Genomic DNA, 18,573 nt, shown 5'->3' with positions numbered 1-18,573 from the left:
TCTTTAAACACTTCGTAGCTCTTTCATCACTTTTATACAACCTGAATTCCTGAATACTTATGAAAGTGTTTCCATTCGCGCTCACCAAAGTCTTTCATTTAAACTGAGTAATCAAAAAACAAATGGCATAGCTAAAATAAAATACTAAGAATTAAGTGGTAATCACAAGAAATAAAAAAATGGCCTCAGCACGGAATCTGCAGACCATTATATTAGTTAAAAACAAAATAAATTAATTAGACGCTATCATATTAGATTCCTTCCTACTTAGACAACTATATAGAAATGTTTATAATTAAAAATTCTTAGTAGGCAAATGTTTTCCAATATAACCAATAAAACATTTTTTAATTGTGTCATCTGGGAAGAAGTGAATTCTCCCACAATATTTCCCTGTAAATCCAATATGATTATAAAAATAATCAGTACTGCCATCAGGTTTTTCAAATAATCGATAAGATTTTAAAGTTGGATTAGATTTAACAGTTTCAGATTCTGTTCTAGCATTAAACCCCAACTGTTTAGGGTCATATAATCCATCATAGCTCGAAAAATACTGTTGGATTCTCATAAGTTTTTTTATAACTTGTTCAACATGGAATTTTTCTGGATCATTATACAATTGAGCCTTAACACTTTCACAAAAAACTAAATTCGGAAATAATACTTCTCTTTCTTCCCACAGATCTTGTCCAGAAGATATCTTTTTAAAGCGATTTTCTGTTAAATTATTGGTTAAGTGATCAAAGTGTATGTCTTTAGAAATGTTATTAACATTTCTACTCTCTTTTATTTCTGTCCCTTCATCATCCAAAGTTAAATAGGATCCATTAATAGTATCAGTAGACCAATTATGATGTGTTTGTAAACTTACAACACTTTCACTCATTTCGGTAGCCACTAAACATCCTATACCGTTATATTCATTCTGATTTAAGGATATAATAAACTCTGATAAAGGATAATCATGAGTTTCTATAAAACTACATCTTTTATTAAAAAACACTCTAAGAAAATCTTTATATTTCTTTTCAACTAACGAATCTTTAAGCCATTCCTGTATTCCATACTCTTTAGATATATTAAAACTATATATATCAGTTGTAGTTATTAGACCATCAAATTCATTTAGATTCTTAGCTCTATGTAATATCTCAACAAATAAATTTATTATATTCCTAGCATTTCCGTGATCATGTTCCTCCATTAGATCAGCATGAATTGAAAGTTCATTCAATACAGTGTACATAGTAACCTCCTAAAACAACTCATCAATTGCTTTTTCCCATTCATCAAAAAAACCATCCGGCCAATCCGATAAACTTCCATCATTCAATATTGCTGGAGAACACTTTGTATGAACTAATTTAGTATTTTCATTAGATTGATAAAAATAATTAAGTCTAATCGAATTTCTACTAATTTTGTTTTGTTTTACAGCTAATCGAATTCCATTGAGCAAATGATCGCTATGTGTTTCTAAAATTACTTGAACACCACCATTACAAGCTTTAGCTATTAATTCCCCCATCTTTCGCTGCCCTTTTGGATGAAGGTGTGCTTCTGGATTCTCAAGAATAATTAGATCTCCTTGTTTTGCTTTGAGTAGACTAACAATAATTGGGGCAACATAACTTAAACCAAAGCCAATATTCAGAGGATTAAATCCATCTTTACCATATTCAACTTCTACAAGGCCTGCTTTTGTATATTTCTTTGAAGTAATCTTTATTCCTGGACTGATTTCAGACAGCCATGCTTCGGTCTGATACAGCAATAAATGACTTTTTACACTTTTATGAATTACGGAAGAATTTTCAACTTTATCTTTTAATCCACGTTCTGCGACAAAATCCGCAAACAATTCCCCTCTGTATCCTAATTGATTTTTCTCAACAACTTCATGATAAGATTTTTTATAAATTCTTTTTGGACCAATTCGTTCGGCAGAGACATATGCGAAAGTAGATTGAAATAAATTGATATTAGAGTTTTTTGTGTCAATAATATTACAAGCTTTTAAACTCTGAAAGTCAGAATCCTTATTGTATTCATAAATCCAATGATATTTATTAAGATCATATTCTATGTAAATTTCAACTTCATCCTTTTCACTATTTCTATATAGCAAGTCATACCCTGTACCCATTTCTGTTATTTCACCATTCAAATGAAGTCCTTTGTTTATTGACCCCATTTCATAAGATTGACGTAGTAATAAGAGTGATTGAATAAGAGTAGATTTCCCCATACTATTTATACCCGCAAAAACATTTAAGTTGGACATTTCTATAAATATTTCTTCAAAACATTTAAAGTTTTTTAAAGTTATACTATTTATCACTTTTTGCACTTCCTTAAATTATTTCATTGATAATTTTTCTAATAGATGTAATCCTTGCTTGAACAGCTTTTTTATCAGATGCTTTCAAACTATATAAGAATTGTTCTTCCTCACACAGAGCAATAAATTTTTCTCTCAACAACATTTTATTATTTACTAAATGATTAATCTCATCATCAGTAAGTGAATTTATAACACTTGACCAAATTTCAAACAAAGCCTTATTTATCGGTCTCTTCCTACCATCTTCTGCTATTTTTCTAAAAGCATATACACCAAATATTTTTTCACATGCTACCATACTCCGAATAAAGCTATTTTTTATGTTATCTAAATAACTTTTATTTGCATTAGCTAATAGTTCCATGGCTGTATTTAAAAACTCTTCAATTGAATTATTATACGAATCTATCGATAAGTAAGTAAAAGCTACATATCTTAAACAAAATTCTCTATCTAACATTCTTTCAGTTTTTATACTTTTATCAGTAGCTTGAACAAATTCTTTAGAAATAGATAGTTCTTTGAGAAAGCTAGCTGCTTGACCATGGTACAAAGCATTTCTTATTTCTTGAGGTTCTAAAACAAGCCCACCTGTATTTATTCTCTTAAAGATATTAAATTTAACATTAACAGGAGTCGCAGGATTTACTAAATAAGCATTTACATTAGTTTCCTCAATTCTTCTTTGCAATGATCTAGGTAACTTATCAAACTTCAATCCATTTAATTCCTTTAAGAACTCCATTCCTTTTAGTGCAAAGGATTTATCCACAATGTACTCTTTTAATGTACTTATTCGCTGTAATCCATCAATAATAAGCCATTTATCATCATTAGTTGCATCAAAATAAAATGCGGGTAATGGTATTCTTAAAAGTATCGATTCTATTAATTGGCTTTTTTGTACAACCCTCCAAAGACCCGATTTACGTTGAAATTCTGAATCAAATTCAAGTTCTTCAAATTTTATTCTTTTAACAATTGAATCAATAGTCATTTTATCCATTTTAATATCAATTTTTGAAGGATCAAACGGGTTGATACTATTATCTAAAAATTCACTACTTTCTTCAGTAGAATCTGGCTCAATATCCGAGTTTATTATTTTAATATTATTTTCTTCAAAATAATTCAAGATACTTTGCAAATCGTCATCTTTTGTATTTATAGTCATCAAGACAATTGATAAATTTAATTCATTTCCTTGTCCTTGAGCTATATGTATTAAATTTGTTAAGTCCTCTTTGTATTTTTCAATAATCATATTGTTTATTCCCCTAACGTATTGTTAATAATAAGGATAGGTGGTGATTCAATTGCATAAAGTCTTTAAAATTGAAGTAAGTGTTACACCAAATTATAATGATAACAAATATAAGCCATATCATTGGGTCTTGTTAGGCTATAATAGTGAATGGTGTAATGAGTGTTTTGGATGGGCAGAATCTCCCACAAAAGCATGGGAAGAAGCGTATACCTTTTACATTACATTCAAAGATTCTTGATTAACAAAAATAATTGTCAATATTACACCTTATATTCATAAAACCAATTATTCCTATTTTATCACAATTTTATTTCCTTTTATTACACTAGTATTATTTAATAATAAACCTTTAATTTACCTAATTATTATCTAATAATACTTTCTCTTCAATCAATTTCTTTTTAATCAACACGAATGTTTTTTATGTCCCTCTAAGTTTTTATCAGGATTGCCCAAACGCTTCTAATATCGCTTGGTTAACCGGATCCTCCATAACTTCTAATAACCCATTATAAAAATAACGATTTACTAGATGAACATAGTGTTTATATGTAGTTCCAATATTCTCATGCCCCATCCATTCACGCAATTCAGCATCTATTACAGCATTATACACATAAGCTTTTCCTAACATATTTGTAGCTTGTAACCTATCAAGAATAAAGTATGTCGCAAATGCGTGTCTAAACATGTATGGAGTAATTTTCTTCTCAGGACATGTATGATTTTGGGCTACTTTGTTAAAGTTATCCCTTAACATTTTCGGTGTAACGACTGTCCCATTCTCTGTTAAAAACAACACATTATTCGGAGGCATTTTCCCATTATTTCTTTCTTGATATCGTGCAGCACGTTTAACCCGTTCTGGTAACCATTTGGTACAAATAATAGCCCAAACATCTGCTGGAAAATTTATTTCTCTATCTTTTCCTTTTGATTCAAAACGAAATCTTATATCATTAAGTGCCAATAACTCTTCATCTCGATAACGTTTAAGCCCTGAATTGATTCCCACACCCATATAAGGCAGCTGAAACAACTCTTTCGGTCTTAAAGCAGTTCTCCATAACACTAGAGCTATAAAACCGTATACAACATCATCAAATAAACCTATAAGTGTTGGTATATTTTCTCGATGAATAAACTTATCTTGTTCGGGGGCAAAAATTGTACTTTTACCATTTGCTATTTCCATGCGTTTCTCTACTTGTTTTTCCATTTTGACCATTGCATTACTACCCTTAATATGAACTGTTACTTTATGTGGATCTATCTTCCAATAATGCTTATAACCCTTTTCTGTTGCCCACTTGAAAAAATAACTTAGCGTAGCTATATAATCCTCAATTGTTTTATGACTAGGTCTACCATATTGATTTCGATTATCAATTAAATAGCCAATATATGCATTTATTACATCCTCATCTGTCAATTGCCAGCTCATTGCTTTAATCCCTTGATCATCTCTCCATTGAAGGAATCTAGCCAATACAGTTGTATATTGCTTTAAAGTTTCAATACTTCTAGACCTTTTTTGTGCCAATGAAATTGCCCAATAACTAGGCCCTTCTATAACTTGAAATTCGTCATCTAAATAAATTGGAACAGTATCCTTAGGAGATACATCAGTATTTTTTAAACCATCAGAATTAAGTAGATGCATATTATCTTTTCCTTTATAAAAATATAAACTCACGAAACGAAGTTGAAGAAGTTCTCAATTAACCAATTTATCTAATTCAGATTGATATAAATTAATTACCCCTTTAACATTTTCTATCTTCTCTTTGAGTTCTCTTAAATTCAATTCATATGAGTGAATAAAGTCAGCTTGGTGTGGATAATCAATCATTTCCTCATGAGAAGATTTATCTCTTAATAGCCCTTTTTCGAATAACTCCACTTCAAGTTTCTCTAACATATTTTTTAACGACGGATTTTGTCTTAACGCACTTTTACCAAACCCACACTCTTCACATATACTTAATCGTATCAACTTATCTTTCCTAGGAGTTATATACTTTTGCCAATCATCTTGTTGATTACGTAATTCGATAAACGCCTCAAATTTCTTAACGTTATTTGCTCCTCTAACTCTTCCTGATTCAGCCATTTTGTAATCCTCCTATAAGGATTTCATCGAATCCTTCGTCAAGAGTAACCTCTTCAAAAATTTCTGAAAATCTAATGATTAACTCTTTTGGAATAGTTGTGTTTAATCTAATCCGACTTTCATTCATATTTCTTTCCAAGCAATCTTGGGTATCACAAAAAACTCTTACACAAACAAACTTACAATCCGAATTTAGATTTCTTATGTACTTTAAAATAATTCTTCTTATTGATTTTGTATGATTAGTCCCATCAAAATATAAGACTGAACCCACATTTTGTGATTTATGTTCTGCAATCCAAGATGATTTACCACTTGCGAAGTTTCCACATAATACATAAACAACACTAGGTGGATAACTTTTATTAAATAAATTATTTAATTTTAATAATGCATCGTATGTTAATTCAAGCAAATCCATTGTTACTATATTTTCTCTCTGAATTTCCGAGTACACATCAATTATTTCCTTTTTTACAAACGGAACCATATTGGTGTTATATTGAGAATCTGCCATTAATCTTTTATTCTCTGCCTCATAGAATTCACACCGTTCTTTGAGTTCGTTTAACTCCAGTAAGATATTAGATTCTCTTCTGGCTTGTTCAGGTGTTTTTTTTGCGAGGTACATATATTTATGAAGTTGATTTAGTAGATTTTGAAATACACTATCAGCTTGAATGCTTAAATTCCCCAAATTTTCTTGACAAATTTTTAATTCATTCTCTAAACGTTGAGCTTCTATTTGCCATCTGGTTTTTTCATGATTTTTTTTGGAAGCTAATTTAAGATGTATTGATGGCTTATTATTTTTTATAACATCACGCACTTCAACCCAATCTGAGTGTTTTGAGTAAATAGTAGCACGACTAACTCCAGAAATTTCAGCTACCTCTGTTACCGTGATTTTTTCCTTACCACTCTCTCGTAACGATGCAATCACTGAATAAACTAATTCTAATGCTTCATTATGCTTTAATATCTTGGTTGCTATTATTATCCCTCCATAATTCAATTAACTGCAAATTCTCATTTGCGAAATCAGGAAATTTAACTTTCACGTAATCTAATCCCTTTAACTCGTATAACCTTTCAATACAGTCCTTTATTGTTTTATTTGAAAAACGTTTTTGACTTTCACTACAACTATCATTTTTTATAAAAGTAGTATGAAATCTGATAGTATCTTCAAGGTCCTCTACCGAGTTGACAGTGAATACAGACCATTTACAATCAGTAACATTACAATTACATGATTCAGGCGCTAAGTGAACTAATCCAGAATGAGTATTTGTACAAATAGCACCGAAAGAAGTTCGATGTAAAATATTTAAACCATCATGTAATAAGATTTGAACGTATTGCTCAAGACCCTCCCAACCATCGTCATTCAATTTAGCCTTAAATAACATTGAATCGTCAGCTAATCTTTTAATCCTATTACCTGCCACACCACCAATACATTTTTTATCTAAAGCTTCTAATAATTCACTTAGTAACTCTTTATTTTGCTCTATTACAGCTATTTTAATTTCTTCAGCCATTCCTGGCATTTTCACGATATATGCAAGTGTCATTGCTAAACTTTTATGAGAAAATAACCTCTTAATGACACCGATATTGTTAGGATTTTGATAAATTGCAAACATAGCAATTGTTTTACGAAATTGATGGGGATGAATATGTTCTATCCCAAGATCTTCACACCAACGTTTAAGAAATTGATTTATACTACGAGCCACAATTTCCTTCCCAAAATTTGAAAAGCAACTAACCATCAACTTCTTTGACTCTCCCCATATTCGAGCTTTTTCTGTTAAGACTTCTAAACATTTAAATGCATTATATGCTATCTCTGGTACCGGGAGTTCTATCGGATCACCTGTTGATCCATCCGATGTTTTAGGAACTGTTATTTTAATTCGAAAATCATCTTCACTCCCCTTAATTTGCCAACAATTACCTTCTTCTAGAAGATACATTTCACTATTCCGCATTCCCGTAACCAAAAAGAGAATTACAACACATGAATTTCTTAAACCATTTACAAGTTCCATGGCCTTTATCTTAAGTTTTCTTACATCATAAATAATTGCCACGTCTATACTCTCTAAATCGATTCCCAGTTTTAAAGCTGCACTTACTACTTCACTTATTTTTAATTTCCTAATGTTAGAAGTGAAAATTTCATTTTGTTTATTCCAATCGGGGTGATTTTTAACAATATCTCTAAGTTTGTTATTTAATTCCCTACTCATTGTAATCTGAGTATAATCCGTAAATTTATAGCTTTGAATATCTAATATCTTCAAATCCATTTCCAACAAATCACTAATAGCTTCTCCCCAATCAAAAGGTTGTATTTTAGCAACATCACCACCTGCTAGATTGGGCCAAAGAACATTGTATAACTTCAAAACTTCAACTGTTTTTTCTCTAATGTTATCTATACAATAAGGAATTAATTCTGAAAGTGTCTCAATTGAAATAGGCAAATATTCTCCCTTATCATCTTCTGCATTTTTAGCCAATTTCGAATATAATTCGTTATCAAACGGTTCAAAATTCAGACGATACTCTACAGGAATCAGTTTGTTCTTTGACAATCCTACCCAATGCTTAACTTGTTTAGCAAAGTCATATATTACACCAGAATTTTTCAAATCATTATTAATAAAATCTATAAAATGTTCTTTCCTTAAATACAAAGTATTTGTGAAAAATCCATTTCCTTGAATATCAACAAAAATTTTTTGTTTATAAAGAAATCTCCCTAAGATTTGTAGTTGTTTTAAAATTCCTTTAGATGTATTAAAAGATCTTACATTTTGCAAACATGCATTTTGAGGTAAAGAATAAAATGCTATCATTTTGAGTAACCGACATAGATATTTATTTTCATTTTCAAGCAAGGATACACCATCCGAAATTTCTTTGTTCCACGAAAAAAAGCAATCATCTTTATATATTAGGCTTCCCTCTTGTCTCCAATCCCAAATAATATCTTTAAAGAAACTTAATTTACTAACCTTTAAATCTAGTATTTTCTCAAATGGGATTTCTGATAAACTATAGAAATTAATAGACATTTCATCTATTTTTTCTTCCTCGACTTGAGTATTACCAGAGTTAATCTCTTCATCTATAAGTTCTAACTTATATTTTTCTGCTATTTGTTCAATAACTCGGTCATACAGATTTTTTTGCATTCTATACTCCTCTCATTATCTTTGGTAATACAACAAAACCCATTTTAGCCAGTTCCCATGCTTTTTTTACTTGATCTTTATTACTCCAATATTCTAAAATTTGATTCCACGCCTCATACTCATCACCGTATTTAAATATCCAATCAGAAGAACCATGTATTATTTTTAACTTTTCCAAATCAAGAATGCGTCGGGCGATATATGGGAGGGCCTCAGGGAATACAATAGCTTGTTTACATAAGGAACACTTGTTAAAATATCTACAACTTTTACCTTGACCAACATAATCATCCCACCCCGGCCACGATGGGTTCTTAGCATCTTCACAAGCAAGTATATATTTTTGTGAACCCACATCTAGTAAGTTTATTATCGTTTTTTCATCCATTTGAAGTTTAAATGCTTCTTTGCTTATTTGTTTCAACTTATCTTGCTCCGTCTTTGCATCATTAGTAGCGTTACGGAGGGATTGAAGTGATGTTGACTCCACTACTCGAACTTTGAAATTAGTTATATCTTCTACAAATTGCTTTTGAATCTCTTTTATTCTTAAATTAAGCACGCTGTTTGTACTTTCATCAGATGTATAATGGTCTATAGATTTTTTGTTAATATGATCAATATCATCACTGATTTCAAATTCGGTTTCACCTAAAAGTTGTTTAATTGATACATATCCAGATCGAACCTTTGGATGAGAAATAGCGGTTGTATCAGAAAAATATTTAAAATTATGCCGATCAATAAACCTTTTTGTTACACCACTAAAATTTTTTTGTTCATTGAAGGATGAAGTTATGTCTTTTTGGTTTGCTGGTATAGTAAATTGCCATAAAAAACCAGTTCTATAGAAAGGGCTATCCTTATATTGAGTTATTATACTTTCAACATATTTAAGCAGTTGATAAGTATCTAACGCTTTATTTTTATTCGAACGACGTGTAACATTTAAAAATTCTCTTCCCTTTGAACCTCGGATTTTTCTTCCGTGAATTATTACATAATTTTCAGGATCTAATAAATCCGGTGTTATATGCGCATCTACGTCATCGCTTATTGAGAGTAGACTTTCAATATTCCATCCAGTATTTATTAAAGCTAGAAGAAAAAACGGGTACAAGGTATCACTTACAAAGTGTTGTGCGGCGTGGACAGCCATTTTCCCCAAGGTTCCATCAAAGAAATTAATTTTACTATTACTATTAAATACAGCACTATTAACTAGAAATGCCAATGGATCTTTATCCTTTAGAATTGTAGTGTTATCCATATTATTATAATTCAAAAAACCCTTTGCCTCGTCGAGATTCATGTAATATGGAAATTTTGGGAATCGTTTCTTTAGTGTGCCTAAAGCTAGATTAAATTGTGATATGGCTCTTACTTGATCAGGAACTTGAGAAATTCTGGTTGCAAATGGAGAACGTCCTAATGAAGCTAATTCTACTCCTTTTTGTATGTATAAATCTTGTAACTGTTCAATTGTATACCCTAGCTCCTCCATTCCTTTCTGAGCATTGGGTGAATTTAAAATAAACCTTTTTATCAATCCACTTTCAGATTGATTTTTCTTTATAATACTTTCATCATTTCTCTGTATGCCTTCATGAAGAAAAAACATAAGATTCTCTATATTCCATTCCTCAGTTACAAGCTCTTCATTAAGACTTAAATACACCTTATGAAAACTCTTAATATTTTTTATATCTTGTATGCAAGCATTGATTAACTCTTTCATTTCTCTAGGATGATATCCTTCAATATTACTCTCTTTTCTTCCCGGACCTGTTGGCCAAGTAAAACCTAATCCTATTGACGGATCTTCAGGAAACAGCATTTGTAATTTTTGGACAATTCGTCTAATTGCTGCAAACCATTTACGACTATGACTATCATCTGGATAAGTACTCCGTAGGTAATTTGTGAATGATTTAGCTACTATAATGTTTATTTCATTTATATTAGCTACATAATTATTGCTCAAATTGTTATCACTATTAAGAAACTCTAGAAAAACTCTAATTCCTTGAGCTATATCTATAATAGTAGTTTTACTACAATCTGGTACAATGATTTCGTTCATACCTACAATAAGTTGTTCAATTAAAACCCTATTTCTGGAATGATTACACACTAGTTCATTGAAATCAACTGTATAGTTACTAACTTGTCCTCTATCCTTTACTTGATAAGTATTTATAAGTGATACAGAAGGCAAATACTTTCTTGAGCTTGCTCTAGAAATAATGGACTCTTCAGAAGCATCTAATGTTAAAAAGTTAACATCAGATGTTTCTTCAATCTTCTTTACCACTATTTTTTTTAACTGTGCCTTTTTAGCCATTAGAACAGCTCCAATTGCTTCTCTAATAACGCACGAATAGGACTGTATGTTTTCCTATGGATAGGACAAGGACCATTCTCTTCTAATGCCGCCATATGACCTTTCGTTAAATAGCCCTTATGCTTATCAAAACCATATTGTGGATACAGCTCATGTAATTCCTTTATTACTTTATCTCGTTCAACTTTAGCTAGAATAGATGCAGCACTAATTGCAGGAATCAAATCATCTCCCTTAATGATAGCTTCAGCTGGAATATCTAAATCAGGTAATTTATTACCATCGACAAAAACTTTATCCGGCTTAATATGTAAGCTTTCTACGGATCTTTTCATACCAAGAAGTGTAGCATTTAATACATTTAGAGTTTCCACTTCCTCTAGCGAAGCAATACTAATACTCCAGCTAAGCGCTTTTTCCTTTATCTCTTCAGCTAATTCCTCACGTCTTTTAGCTGATAACTTTTTCGAGTCTCTTAATCCCTCAATAGGATTGTTCGGGTCAAGAATACAAGCTCCTACCCATACACCTGAAATTGCAGAACCTCTACCTGTCTCATCTACACCACAAATTAACATAAATTATTTCCTCCAATTAGCATCTTCTAAGTTAGCATTAAAACTTCATAGAACTTTACTCCAATAAAAAAACACCTTGTTAGGTGATTCATGACTCTACCCATTCTAGAAAACAAATTAAAGTTAGTCAAACGGATAATTGGTAACATATTATTTAGTTAGACACTCAGTTAGAAAGTAAAATAACACGTCCTGCTTCATCTACACCCGCAACCAATGTATCGATACTCCCATAGCTTAAATCAAATGCTACTTTCGCTTGATGTTCTTGCAGTAATTGACGTTTTTTATCTTGTCGTTTTTGCCAAGTATGCCACGCCTTCTGTACACCTGTTCTTTCATCCGTTGCTATTTCCATCATCCAATCTTGCCATTCTTCTGCACCTTTCAATGCATTGTTAATTTCTTTAATGGTTTTCATTTAAGTGCTCCTTCTTGCTTCTACTCAATAAAACTATATCATGTTCAGTTCTTTATGTAGTCTCTTTCATTTGAAAACTATTTTCCTCTCTATAGTCATTATCGGTAAGAAAATTCATTCCTAAAAGAAAAACTGTCACAAAAGAACATGTGACAGTTTCAATACTTATAATTGTTCAGCTTCTTTTTTTAGCTGTTCATCGACAAAATCAAAGGTCAGTTTGCCTAATTGTAAGCCGCGTATATCTCGAACAATCAGCTGTGCTACTTGATCATAATCAATTTCTCCGCCAGGTCCAAATACACGACGTAGCTTGCCTATATGATCAAAAGTATCCACTAGCTCCTCATGGATAAATTCGAAACCATAACGTTCCTCCATACGCTTTGGATAATGATCGGATAAGAAACGCAAGCCATAGACAGCTAAATCTTCCATATTTGTGATGGTATCCTTAATCGCACCAGTTAAAGCTAATTTAAAGCCTACTTCTTGATCTTCAAATTTTGGCCATAAAATACCTGGTGTATCCAATAGCTCTAGCTCTTTACCAACTTTAATCCATTGCTGTGCTTTTGTTACACCGGGTGTATTTCCGGTTTTAGCGATATTTTTTTTCGCCAAGCGATTAATCAGTGTGGATTTCCCTACGTTAGGTATTCCAACAATCATGGCACGAATAGCTCTAGGTTTCATACCTCGCGCCTTCATGCGATCAAATTTCTCTTTTAAAATTTCTTGCGCCGCTTTTGTTACTTGCTGTAAGCCCTTACCCTCAAGTGAGTTTATGGCTACGGCTTTATGACCACGTTGTGCAAAATATTCTACCCATTTACGTGTTTCTTGCTCATCTGCCATATCCGCTTTATTTAAAATTAAAAGACGAGGTTTTTGGTTAATCACTTCGTCGATCATCGGATTACGTGAGGATAGCGGTAAACGTGCATCTATTAATTCAAATATAATATCGACAAGCTTTAATTTTTCCGTTACTTCACGTCGGGCTTTCGCCATATGCCCTGGAAACCATTGTATTGTCATAGCTATACCTCCTAAACTAAAAGAAAAAGGGAGTGATTAAGCTCTCCCTTTCTTGCATTACTTTACAATTTTTATGTCACTAAATGGCCAGAAAATCAAACTGGTATTACCGATAATTTCCTTTTGTTCAACAAGGCCAATATGACGACTATCTTTACTATTTCGACGGTTATCCCCCATGACAAAAACATATCCTTCTGGAATAGTATCCACGGATACATCAATATCTTTTAAGGTAAAGTCTTCTGTTAGGGTCCCCCCAGCAATTTGCGCTTTATATGCATCTAAATAGGGCTCATCTATTGGTTCACCATTAATATATAATTGATCGTCCTTATATTCCAGCGTATCTCCTGGCAGTCCTATTACACGCTTTATGTAATTTTTTTGTTCAGGTGCATGAAATACAACGATATCAAAACGCTTTGGTTCACCTATTTTATAACCAATCTTATTCACAATCATCCGGTCGCCATCTTCAAGGGTTGGCATCATGGACTCTCCATCAACTGCAATGGGTGTAAATAAAAAATATCGAATCACTGCAGCAATCGCAAATGCAATTAATAGTGCTTTTGTCCATTCCCATAATTCATTCTTTTCTTTCACTTGTTTTTCCATTGAGAATTGCCCCCTTGTCTAACACTATTTTAGATGATAGTGAATAAAGATGACAAGCAAAAAGAAAAGGGGCTTGAACACAAGCCCCTCACTTTTAAGTCATAATTATCGAATTTCTTTAATACGAGCAGCTTTACCACGTAGGTTACGTAGGTAGTAAAGTTTAGCACGACGTACTTTACCACGACGTACAACTTCTAAGTTAGCGATTTTTGGTGTGTGTACAGGGAATGTACGCTCAACACCTACACCGTAAGAAATTTTACGAACTGTGAAAGTTTCGCTAATACCGCCACCACGACGTTTAATTACTACACCTTCGAAAAGTTGGATACGTTCACGAGTACCCTCTACTACTTTCACGTGTACTTTAACAGTATCACCAGGACGGAAAGTTGGTAGATCAGTGCGAAGCTGAGCTTTTGTAATTTCTGTAATAATGTTTGACATTGTTTTCTCTCCTTAGATAGATGCTCTTGCACGCAATCTATGCCACAGCGGAACACCATAATTCAGCACTTCACATAGAAGTACAGATTAGATGTTATCATAAATAGGGCAGGCAATCAAGCATCTTGATGATTGTTTTTTAGTTTTTCTAGATACAATTTTTGCTTGTCTGTTAATGGATAATGCTCCAATAAGTCCGGACGGCGCTCAAAAGTTCTTTTCAGCGATTGTTCCTCTCGCCATTGCTCGATTCTAGCGTGATTCCCCGATAATAAAACATCAGGTACCTTCATCCCACGAAATTCCGCAGGTCGTGTATAATGTGGATGCTCAAGTAGACCCGTTGAAAAAGAATCCTGGATATGCGAATTCTCTTGCCCTAAGACACCAGGCAACAATCGAACTACACTATCAATAACAGTCATAGCGCCTAATTCCCCACCTGTTAACACGAAATCGCCAATGGAAATCTCGTCTGTCACGAGGTGCTGACGTATACGCTCATCATAGCCTTCATAATGACCACATAAGAACACTAACTCCGTTTCTTGTGCTAGCTCTTCTGCTTTTTTCTGGGTGAATCGTTCACCTTGGGGGCACATTAAAATGATACGTGGTTGTTTGCCAGCAGTGATGGCCTCCACTGCACTAAACATAGGTTCAGGCTTTAAAACCATACCCGCACCACCACCATATGGATAGTCATCGACTTGCTTATGTTTGTTCCCTGAAAATGTACGAATATCCGTGACCTCTAGCTTTACAGCACCTTTTTCTTGCGCTTTCTTTAAAATAGATGCACCAAAAACGCCTGAGAACATATCAGGGAACAGGCTTAATACATGAATGTTCATCATAATAAGCCTTCCATTACATGGATGATAATTTTTTTATCTACAACATCAATATCTTTTACGATATCTTCGATATAAGGGATATAATGCTCTTTCTTCGAGCCTTTAACTACCCATACATCGTTTGCTCCTGTTTGCAGGATATCTGCCACAACACCAATTGTTTCGCCCTCTTCAGAAATAACTGTGCAACCTATTATTTCATGGAAAAAGAATTCATTTTCTGCAAGTAGATCATCTGTCATTTGATCTTTTGTTACTTTCAGCATGCCTTCTTTAAACGGTTCAACCAAGTTGATATTGTTCATGCCTTCAAAAGTTAAAAGAATAAAGTTTTTATGACGACGCACCGAACCAATCGTTACCCAGGTTGGCTTCTTATCGTCTTTTTTAAAGGCAGCAAGTTTATTTCCTACTGCAAAACGCTCTTCTTCAAAGTCTGTTGTTGATAATACACGTATCTCACCACGAATACCGTGTGTATTGACAATACGACCTACATTAAACCATTCCATTCAACTTTCACCTCGTAAAAAACTTCTCTCCATAAAGCATCCTGCTCACCCAATAAATAGCTACCGTTCGTTCATTTATCACCGCTTACAGATGTGCTTGGAAGAATGTCGTTTTAGCTAAGACTGATTTGTCTTGTCATTATTAATATAAGCAATACCCTTTAGCTGTAATCGTTATAACAGTTTTCTGCTCTGCTTAAACAGAAGTACTAGATACATGCTGCTGTTAAAACAAGATAAAAAAAGGAAGGAACCTACAAGCTCCCTCCTTCTTTGTCCAGATTTTACGTTTCATGCTAAAAGCCACTTTGAACTCCTAAGCGACATGTAAACACACCTATCAGGACTCATTTGTACTTGTTGCAAGAGCGTGAAAATCTTTTCTATTAATCCAATATATCGACGTAGGTCTTCTTTTGATGGTGACTACCTGCCGCTGAATAAACAATTGTACGAATCGCTTTCGCTACTCGCCCTTGCTTGCCTATGACTTTCCCTCGATCCTCTGGATGAACAAAAAGTTTATAAACAATTCGATTTGCATTTTCATCCGTCTCAATACGAACTTCTTCTGGATAATCGACTAACGGTAAAACGATTGCTTCAATCAGCTGCTTCAAAGACGTCGCCCCCGATTATTTACTGAATTTTTGGTTATGGAATTTTTCCATGATACCTTGTTCTGAGAACAGGTTACGCACTGTATCTGATGGTTTTGCACCGTCAGCTAACCATTTAAGAGCTTTCTCTTCATCAATGTTTACAGTAGCTGGTTGAGTTAGTGGGTTGTAAGTACCAACTGTTTCGATTTGACGACCGTCACGTGGTGAACGAGCGTCTGCAACTACGATACGATAGAAAGGAGATTTTTTAGCTCCCATACGTTTTAAGCGAATTTTAACTGCCATTTTAATAGCACCTCCGAATAAGTTTCACACAAGATAGTATATTATCAATGTTTAGGTTGTTTGTAAAGTGTTTTTTCTTAACACCTAAAAATTATTATTTAAACAATGAATCAAAGCCTGGTAATTTCATTTTTTTCTTGCCTTTACCACTTGCCATTCCAGTCATTTGCTTCATCATTTTTTTCATTTCATCGAATTGCTTAATGAGACGATTCACCTCTTGAATAGATGTCCCAGAGCCTTTAGCAATACGCTTTTTACGGCTACCATTTATGATTTCTGGGTTGGTCTTTTCAGCAGGGGTCATCGAGTAAATAATGGCCTCTACACGCCCCATTTGTTTATCATCTACTTTTACATTATCCAAGCCTTTGATTTTGTTTGCACCTGGGAGCATTTTTAAAATTTCATCAAGTGGTCCCATTTTTTTGACTTGTTGTAATTGTTCAACGAAATCATCAAATGTAAAGGTTTGGGACTTGAATTTTTCTTCTAATTCTTTGGCTTTTGCTTCATCTACATTTGCTTGCGCCTTTTCGATCAGCGACAGAACATCTCCCATGCCTAATATACGAGATGCCATACGCTCTGGATGGAAAGGCTCTAGCGCATCCATTTTCTCACCCATACCGACAAACTTAATCGGTTTCTGCGTTACAGAACGAATGGATAATGCAGCACCACCACGAGTATCACCATCAAGTTTTGTTAAAACAACTCCTGTAATACCAATGGCCTCATTAAAGCTTTCTGCCACATTGACAGCATCCTGACCTGTCATAGCATCGACAACAAGGAATACCTCATCTGGCTCTTTTAATGCACGAATATCTTTTAATTCCTGCATTAAATCTTCATCGATATGAAGACGACCAGCCGTATCGATAATTACCACATCATGATGCTCTTCCTTTGCCAATTCGATTGCTTGACGAGCAATTTCTACTGGAGATACCTCGGTTCCTAAAGCAAAAACAGGTAATGATAACTGTTTACCTAATGTTTGTAGCTGTTGAACGGCTGCTGGGCGATAAACGTCTGCGGCAACTAGTAATGGCTTACGATTAAATTTTTTCCGTAAGACATTTGCCAGTTTTCCTGTAGTCGTCGTTTTACCCGCACCTTGTAAACCGACCATCATAATGACTGTTGGCGGCTTTGTATTAAACTTAATAGGGCTTTGTTCGCCACCCATTAATTCCGTTAATTCATCTTGTACGATTTTAATAACTTGCTGCCCTGGTGTTAAGCTTTGCATAACTTCAACACCGACAGCACGCTCACTTACCTTTTTCACAAACTCTTTGACTACTTTTAAGTTAACATCCGCTTCGATTAAAGCAAATCGGACTTCTCGCATCATTTCTTTAACGTCTTGCTCTGATACTTTCCCTTTGCCTTTAATCTTTTGGATCGTTCCTTGGAGTCGTTCCGCTAATCCTTCAAAAGCCATTGCTTTCGCCTCCTAATCCCATTCTTTCAGCTGTTCAATAAGTGCTAACTGCTGTTCATCTGTCATACTTTTCTCTGTAATCCCCATTGTAAGCTGTGACAGCATTTGGGTACGTTGTTGAAATTTTTCAAGTAAACATAATTTTTCTTCATATTCCTCAAGCATCGCTTCTGTTCGACGAATATTATCGTAAACAGCTTGGCGTGAAACTCCATACGATTCAGCGATTTCTCCTAGAGAGTTATCATCCAAATAGTATAGTTCCATATAACTTCTTTGCTTATCTGTTAATAATGCTTGATAAAAGTCGAAGAGAAAGTTCATGCGTGTTGTTTTTTCAAGTAGCATCGAATGTTTCTCCTCCCGCTATTAGTCATTTGTATCATAACGAAAAGCGCCCGTCTGTGTCAAGGTAATCTCCTTGTCTAAAAGCTTAAATGTCTGCTTGCAGG

Annotated in this window: 19 protein-coding genes; all 19 read right to left on the bottom strand. The window is 33.7% G+C overall.

From position 1 onward, the window contains the following. Window positions 1-295: 295 nt before the first annotated feature. Window positions 296-1,249, bottom strand: a complete 954-nt coding sequence (locus V6670_RS05105; protein ID WP_338652960.1) for a hypothetical protein — start codon at window positions 1,247-1,249, stop codon at window positions 296-298. Between the two features lie 9 nt (window positions 1,250-1,258). After that, on the bottom strand, window positions 1,259-2,344 hold the full coding sequence (locus tag V6670_RS05100; protein ID WP_338652959.1) for a DUF3696 domain-containing protein: 1,086 nt from the start codon (window positions 2,342-2,344) through the stop codon (window positions 1,259-1,261). A gap of 13 nt (window positions 2,345-2,357) precedes the next feature. Continuing rightward, the gene (locus V6670_RS05095) at window positions 2,358-3,611 is read right to left on the bottom strand and encodes a DUF262 domain-containing protein (RefSeq protein WP_338652958.1); all 1,254 of its coding nucleotides are present in this window, start codon (window positions 3,609-3,611) and stop codon (window positions 2,358-2,360) included. Between the two features lie 445 nt (window positions 3,612-4,056). Continuing rightward, window positions 4,057-5,310: a site-specific integrase gene (locus tag V6670_RS05090; protein WP_338652956.1), complete on the bottom strand. Its 1,254-nt coding sequence runs from the start codon at window positions 5,308-5,310 to the stop codon at window positions 4,057-4,059. A 21-nt stretch (window positions 5,311-5,331) separates the two neighbouring features. After that, the gene (locus V6670_RS05085) at window positions 5,332-5,727 is read right to left on the bottom strand and encodes a hypothetical protein (protein ID WP_338652954.1); all 396 of its coding nucleotides are present in this window, start codon (window positions 5,725-5,727) and stop codon (window positions 5,332-5,334) included. Beyond that, the gene (locus tag V6670_RS05080; protein WP_338652953.1) at window positions 5,720-6,742 is read right to left on the bottom strand and encodes a hypothetical protein; all 1,023 of its coding nucleotides are present in this window, start codon (window positions 6,740-6,742) and stop codon (window positions 5,720-5,722) included. The genes V6670_RS05085 and V6670_RS05080 overlap by 8 nt, the downstream gene beginning before the upstream one ends. After that, window positions 6,696-8,936 carry a tyrosine-type recombinase/integrase gene (locus tag V6670_RS05075; protein WP_338652952.1) on the bottom strand — a complete coding sequence of 747 codons (2,241 nt, stop codon included), beginning with the start codon at window positions 8,934-8,936 and terminating at the stop codon, window positions 6,696-6,698. The genes V6670_RS05080 and V6670_RS05075 overlap by 47 nt, the downstream gene beginning before the upstream one ends. A 1-nt stretch (window position 8,937) precedes the next feature. Beyond that, window positions 8,938-11,280 (bottom strand): hypothetical protein, encoded by a 2,343-nt coding sequence (locus V6670_RS05070; RefSeq protein ID WP_338652951.1) that lies wholly within the window; start codon window positions 11,278-11,280, stop codon window positions 8,938-8,940. Continuing rightward, on the bottom strand, window positions 11,280-11,858 hold the full coding sequence (gene rnhB / locus V6670_RS05065) for a ribonuclease HII (RefSeq protein WP_338652950.1): 579 nt from the start codon (window positions 11,856-11,858) through the stop codon (window positions 11,280-11,282). The genes V6670_RS05070 and rnhB overlap by 1 nt, the downstream gene beginning before the upstream one ends. Before the next feature lie 166 nt (window positions 11,859-12,024). Next, complete coding sequence (locus V6670_RS05060) at window positions 12,025-12,279, bottom strand: hypothetical protein (RefSeq protein WP_338652949.1); 255 nt, start codon at window positions 12,277-12,279, stop codon at window positions 12,025-12,027. A gap of 165 nt (window positions 12,280-12,444) precedes the next feature. Then, window positions 12,445-13,320, bottom strand: coding sequence for a ribosome biogenesis GTPase YlqF (gene ylqF / locus V6670_RS05055; RefSeq protein ID WP_036124777.1), 876 nt, complete (start codon window positions 13,318-13,320; stop codon window positions 12,445-12,447). A gap of 57 nt (window positions 13,321-13,377) precedes the next feature. Further along, the gene (gene lepB / locus V6670_RS05050) at window positions 13,378-13,941 is read right to left on the bottom strand and encodes a signal peptidase I (RefSeq protein WP_036124779.1); all 564 of its coding nucleotides are present in this window, start codon (window positions 13,939-13,941) and stop codon (window positions 13,378-13,380) included. A 105-nt stretch (window positions 13,942-14,046) separates the two neighbouring features. Continuing rightward, entirely contained in the window at window positions 14,047-14,391 is a 345-nt protein-coding gene (gene rplS / locus V6670_RS05045) for a 50S ribosomal protein L19 (RefSeq protein WP_036124783.1), read from the bottom strand. Window positions 14,392-14,507: 116 nt separating this feature from the next. Beyond that, complete coding sequence (gene trmD / locus V6670_RS05040; RefSeq protein ID WP_338654496.1) at window positions 14,508-15,245, bottom strand: tRNA (guanosine(37)-N1)-methyltransferase TrmD; 738 nt, start codon at window positions 15,243-15,245, stop codon at window positions 14,508-14,510. Further along, entirely contained in the window at window positions 15,245-15,760 is a 516-nt protein-coding gene (gene rimM, locus V6670_RS05035; RefSeq protein ID WP_036124784.1) for a ribosome maturation factor RimM, read from the bottom strand. Before rimM ends, trmD begins: the two co-directional genes overlap by 1 nt. A 386-nt stretch (window positions 15,761-16,146) precedes the next feature. Beyond that, the gene (locus V6670_RS05030; RefSeq protein WP_004269410.1) at window positions 16,147-16,380 is read right to left on the bottom strand and encodes a KH domain-containing protein; all 234 of its coding nucleotides are present in this window, start codon (window positions 16,378-16,380) and stop codon (window positions 16,147-16,149) included. A gap of 15 nt (window positions 16,381-16,395) precedes the next feature. Continuing rightward, complete coding sequence (gene rpsP / locus V6670_RS05025; protein ID WP_004269411.1) at window positions 16,396-16,668, bottom strand: 30S ribosomal protein S16; 273 nt, start codon at window positions 16,666-16,668, stop codon at window positions 16,396-16,398. A gap of 94 nt (window positions 16,669-16,762) precedes the next feature. Beyond that, window positions 16,763-18,121: a signal recognition particle protein gene (ffh, locus tag V6670_RS05020; RefSeq protein ID WP_036124787.1), complete on the bottom strand. Its 1,359-nt coding sequence runs from the start codon at window positions 18,119-18,121 to the stop codon at window positions 16,763-16,765. A gap of 12 nt (window positions 18,122-18,133) precedes the next feature. Then, on the bottom strand, window positions 18,134-18,469 hold the full coding sequence (locus V6670_RS05015; protein WP_036124788.1) for a putative DNA-binding protein: 336 nt from the start codon (window positions 18,467-18,469) through the stop codon (window positions 18,134-18,136). Between the last annotated feature and the right edge of the window lie 104 nt (window positions 18,470-18,573).

The organism is Lysinibacillus sp. Y5S-8, from assembly GCF_036894365.1.
Lineage (GTDB): Bacteria > Bacillota > Bacilli > Bacillales_A > Planococcaceae > Lysinibacillus > Lysinibacillus fusiformis_D.
Note: the sequence above shows the minus strand (reverse complement) of the source record. Positions and strands in the feature narration are given on the sequence as shown.

Coding starts and splice junctions, on each gene's coding strand:
- ffh (WP_036124787.1), bottom strand. CDS start 18,121: ATGGCTTTTGAAGGATTAGCGGAACGACTCCAAGGAACGATCCAAAAG.
- V6670_RS05060 (WP_338652949.1), bottom strand. CDS start 12,279: ATGAAAACCATTAAAGAAATTAACAATGCATTGAAAGGTGCAGAAGAA.
- V6670_RS05015 (WP_036124788.1), bottom strand. CDS start 18,469: ATGCTACTTGAAAAAACAACACGCATGAACTTTCTCTTCGACTTTTAT.
- lepB (WP_036124779.1), bottom strand. CDS start 13,941: ATGGAAAAACAAGTGAAAGAAAAGAATGAATTATGGGAATGGACAAAA.
- V6670_RS05070 (WP_338652951.1), bottom strand. CDS start 11,280: ATGGCTAAAAAGGCACAGTTAAAAAAAATAGTGGTAAAGAAGATTGAA.
- rpsP (WP_004269411.1), bottom strand. CDS start 16,668: ATGGCAGTTAAAATTCGCTTAAAACGTATGGGAGCTAAAAAATCTCCT.
- rimM (WP_036124784.1), bottom strand. CDS start 15,760: ATGGAATGGTTTAATGTAGGTCGTATTGTCAATACACACGGTATTCGT.
- V6670_RS05095 (WP_338652958.1), bottom strand. CDS start 3,611: ATGATTATTGAAAAATACAAAGAGGACTTAACAAATTTAATACATATA.
- trmD (WP_338654496.1), bottom strand. CDS start 15,245: ATGAACATTCATGTATTAAGCCTGTTCCCTGATATGTTCTCAGGCGTT.
- V6670_RS05105 (WP_338652960.1), bottom strand. CDS start 1,249: ATGTACACTGTATTGAATGAACTTTCAATTCATGCTGATCTAATGGAG.
- rnhB (WP_338652950.1), bottom strand. CDS start 11,858: ATGTTAATTTGTGGTGTAGATGAGACAGGTAGAGGTTCTGCAATTTCA.
- V6670_RS05085 (WP_338652954.1), bottom strand. CDS start 5,727: ATGGCTGAATCAGGAAGAGTTAGAGGAGCAAATAACGTTAAGAAATTT.
- V6670_RS05075 (WP_338652952.1), bottom strand. CDS start 8,936: ATGCAAAAAAATCTGTATGACCGAGTTATTGAACAAATAGCAGAAAAA.
- rplS (WP_036124783.1), bottom strand. CDS start 14,391: ATGTCAAACATTATTACAGAAATTACAAAAGCTCAGCTTCGCACTGAT.
- ylqF (WP_036124777.1), bottom strand. CDS start 13,320: ATGACAATACAATGGTTTCCAGGGCATATGGCGAAAGCCCGACGTGAA.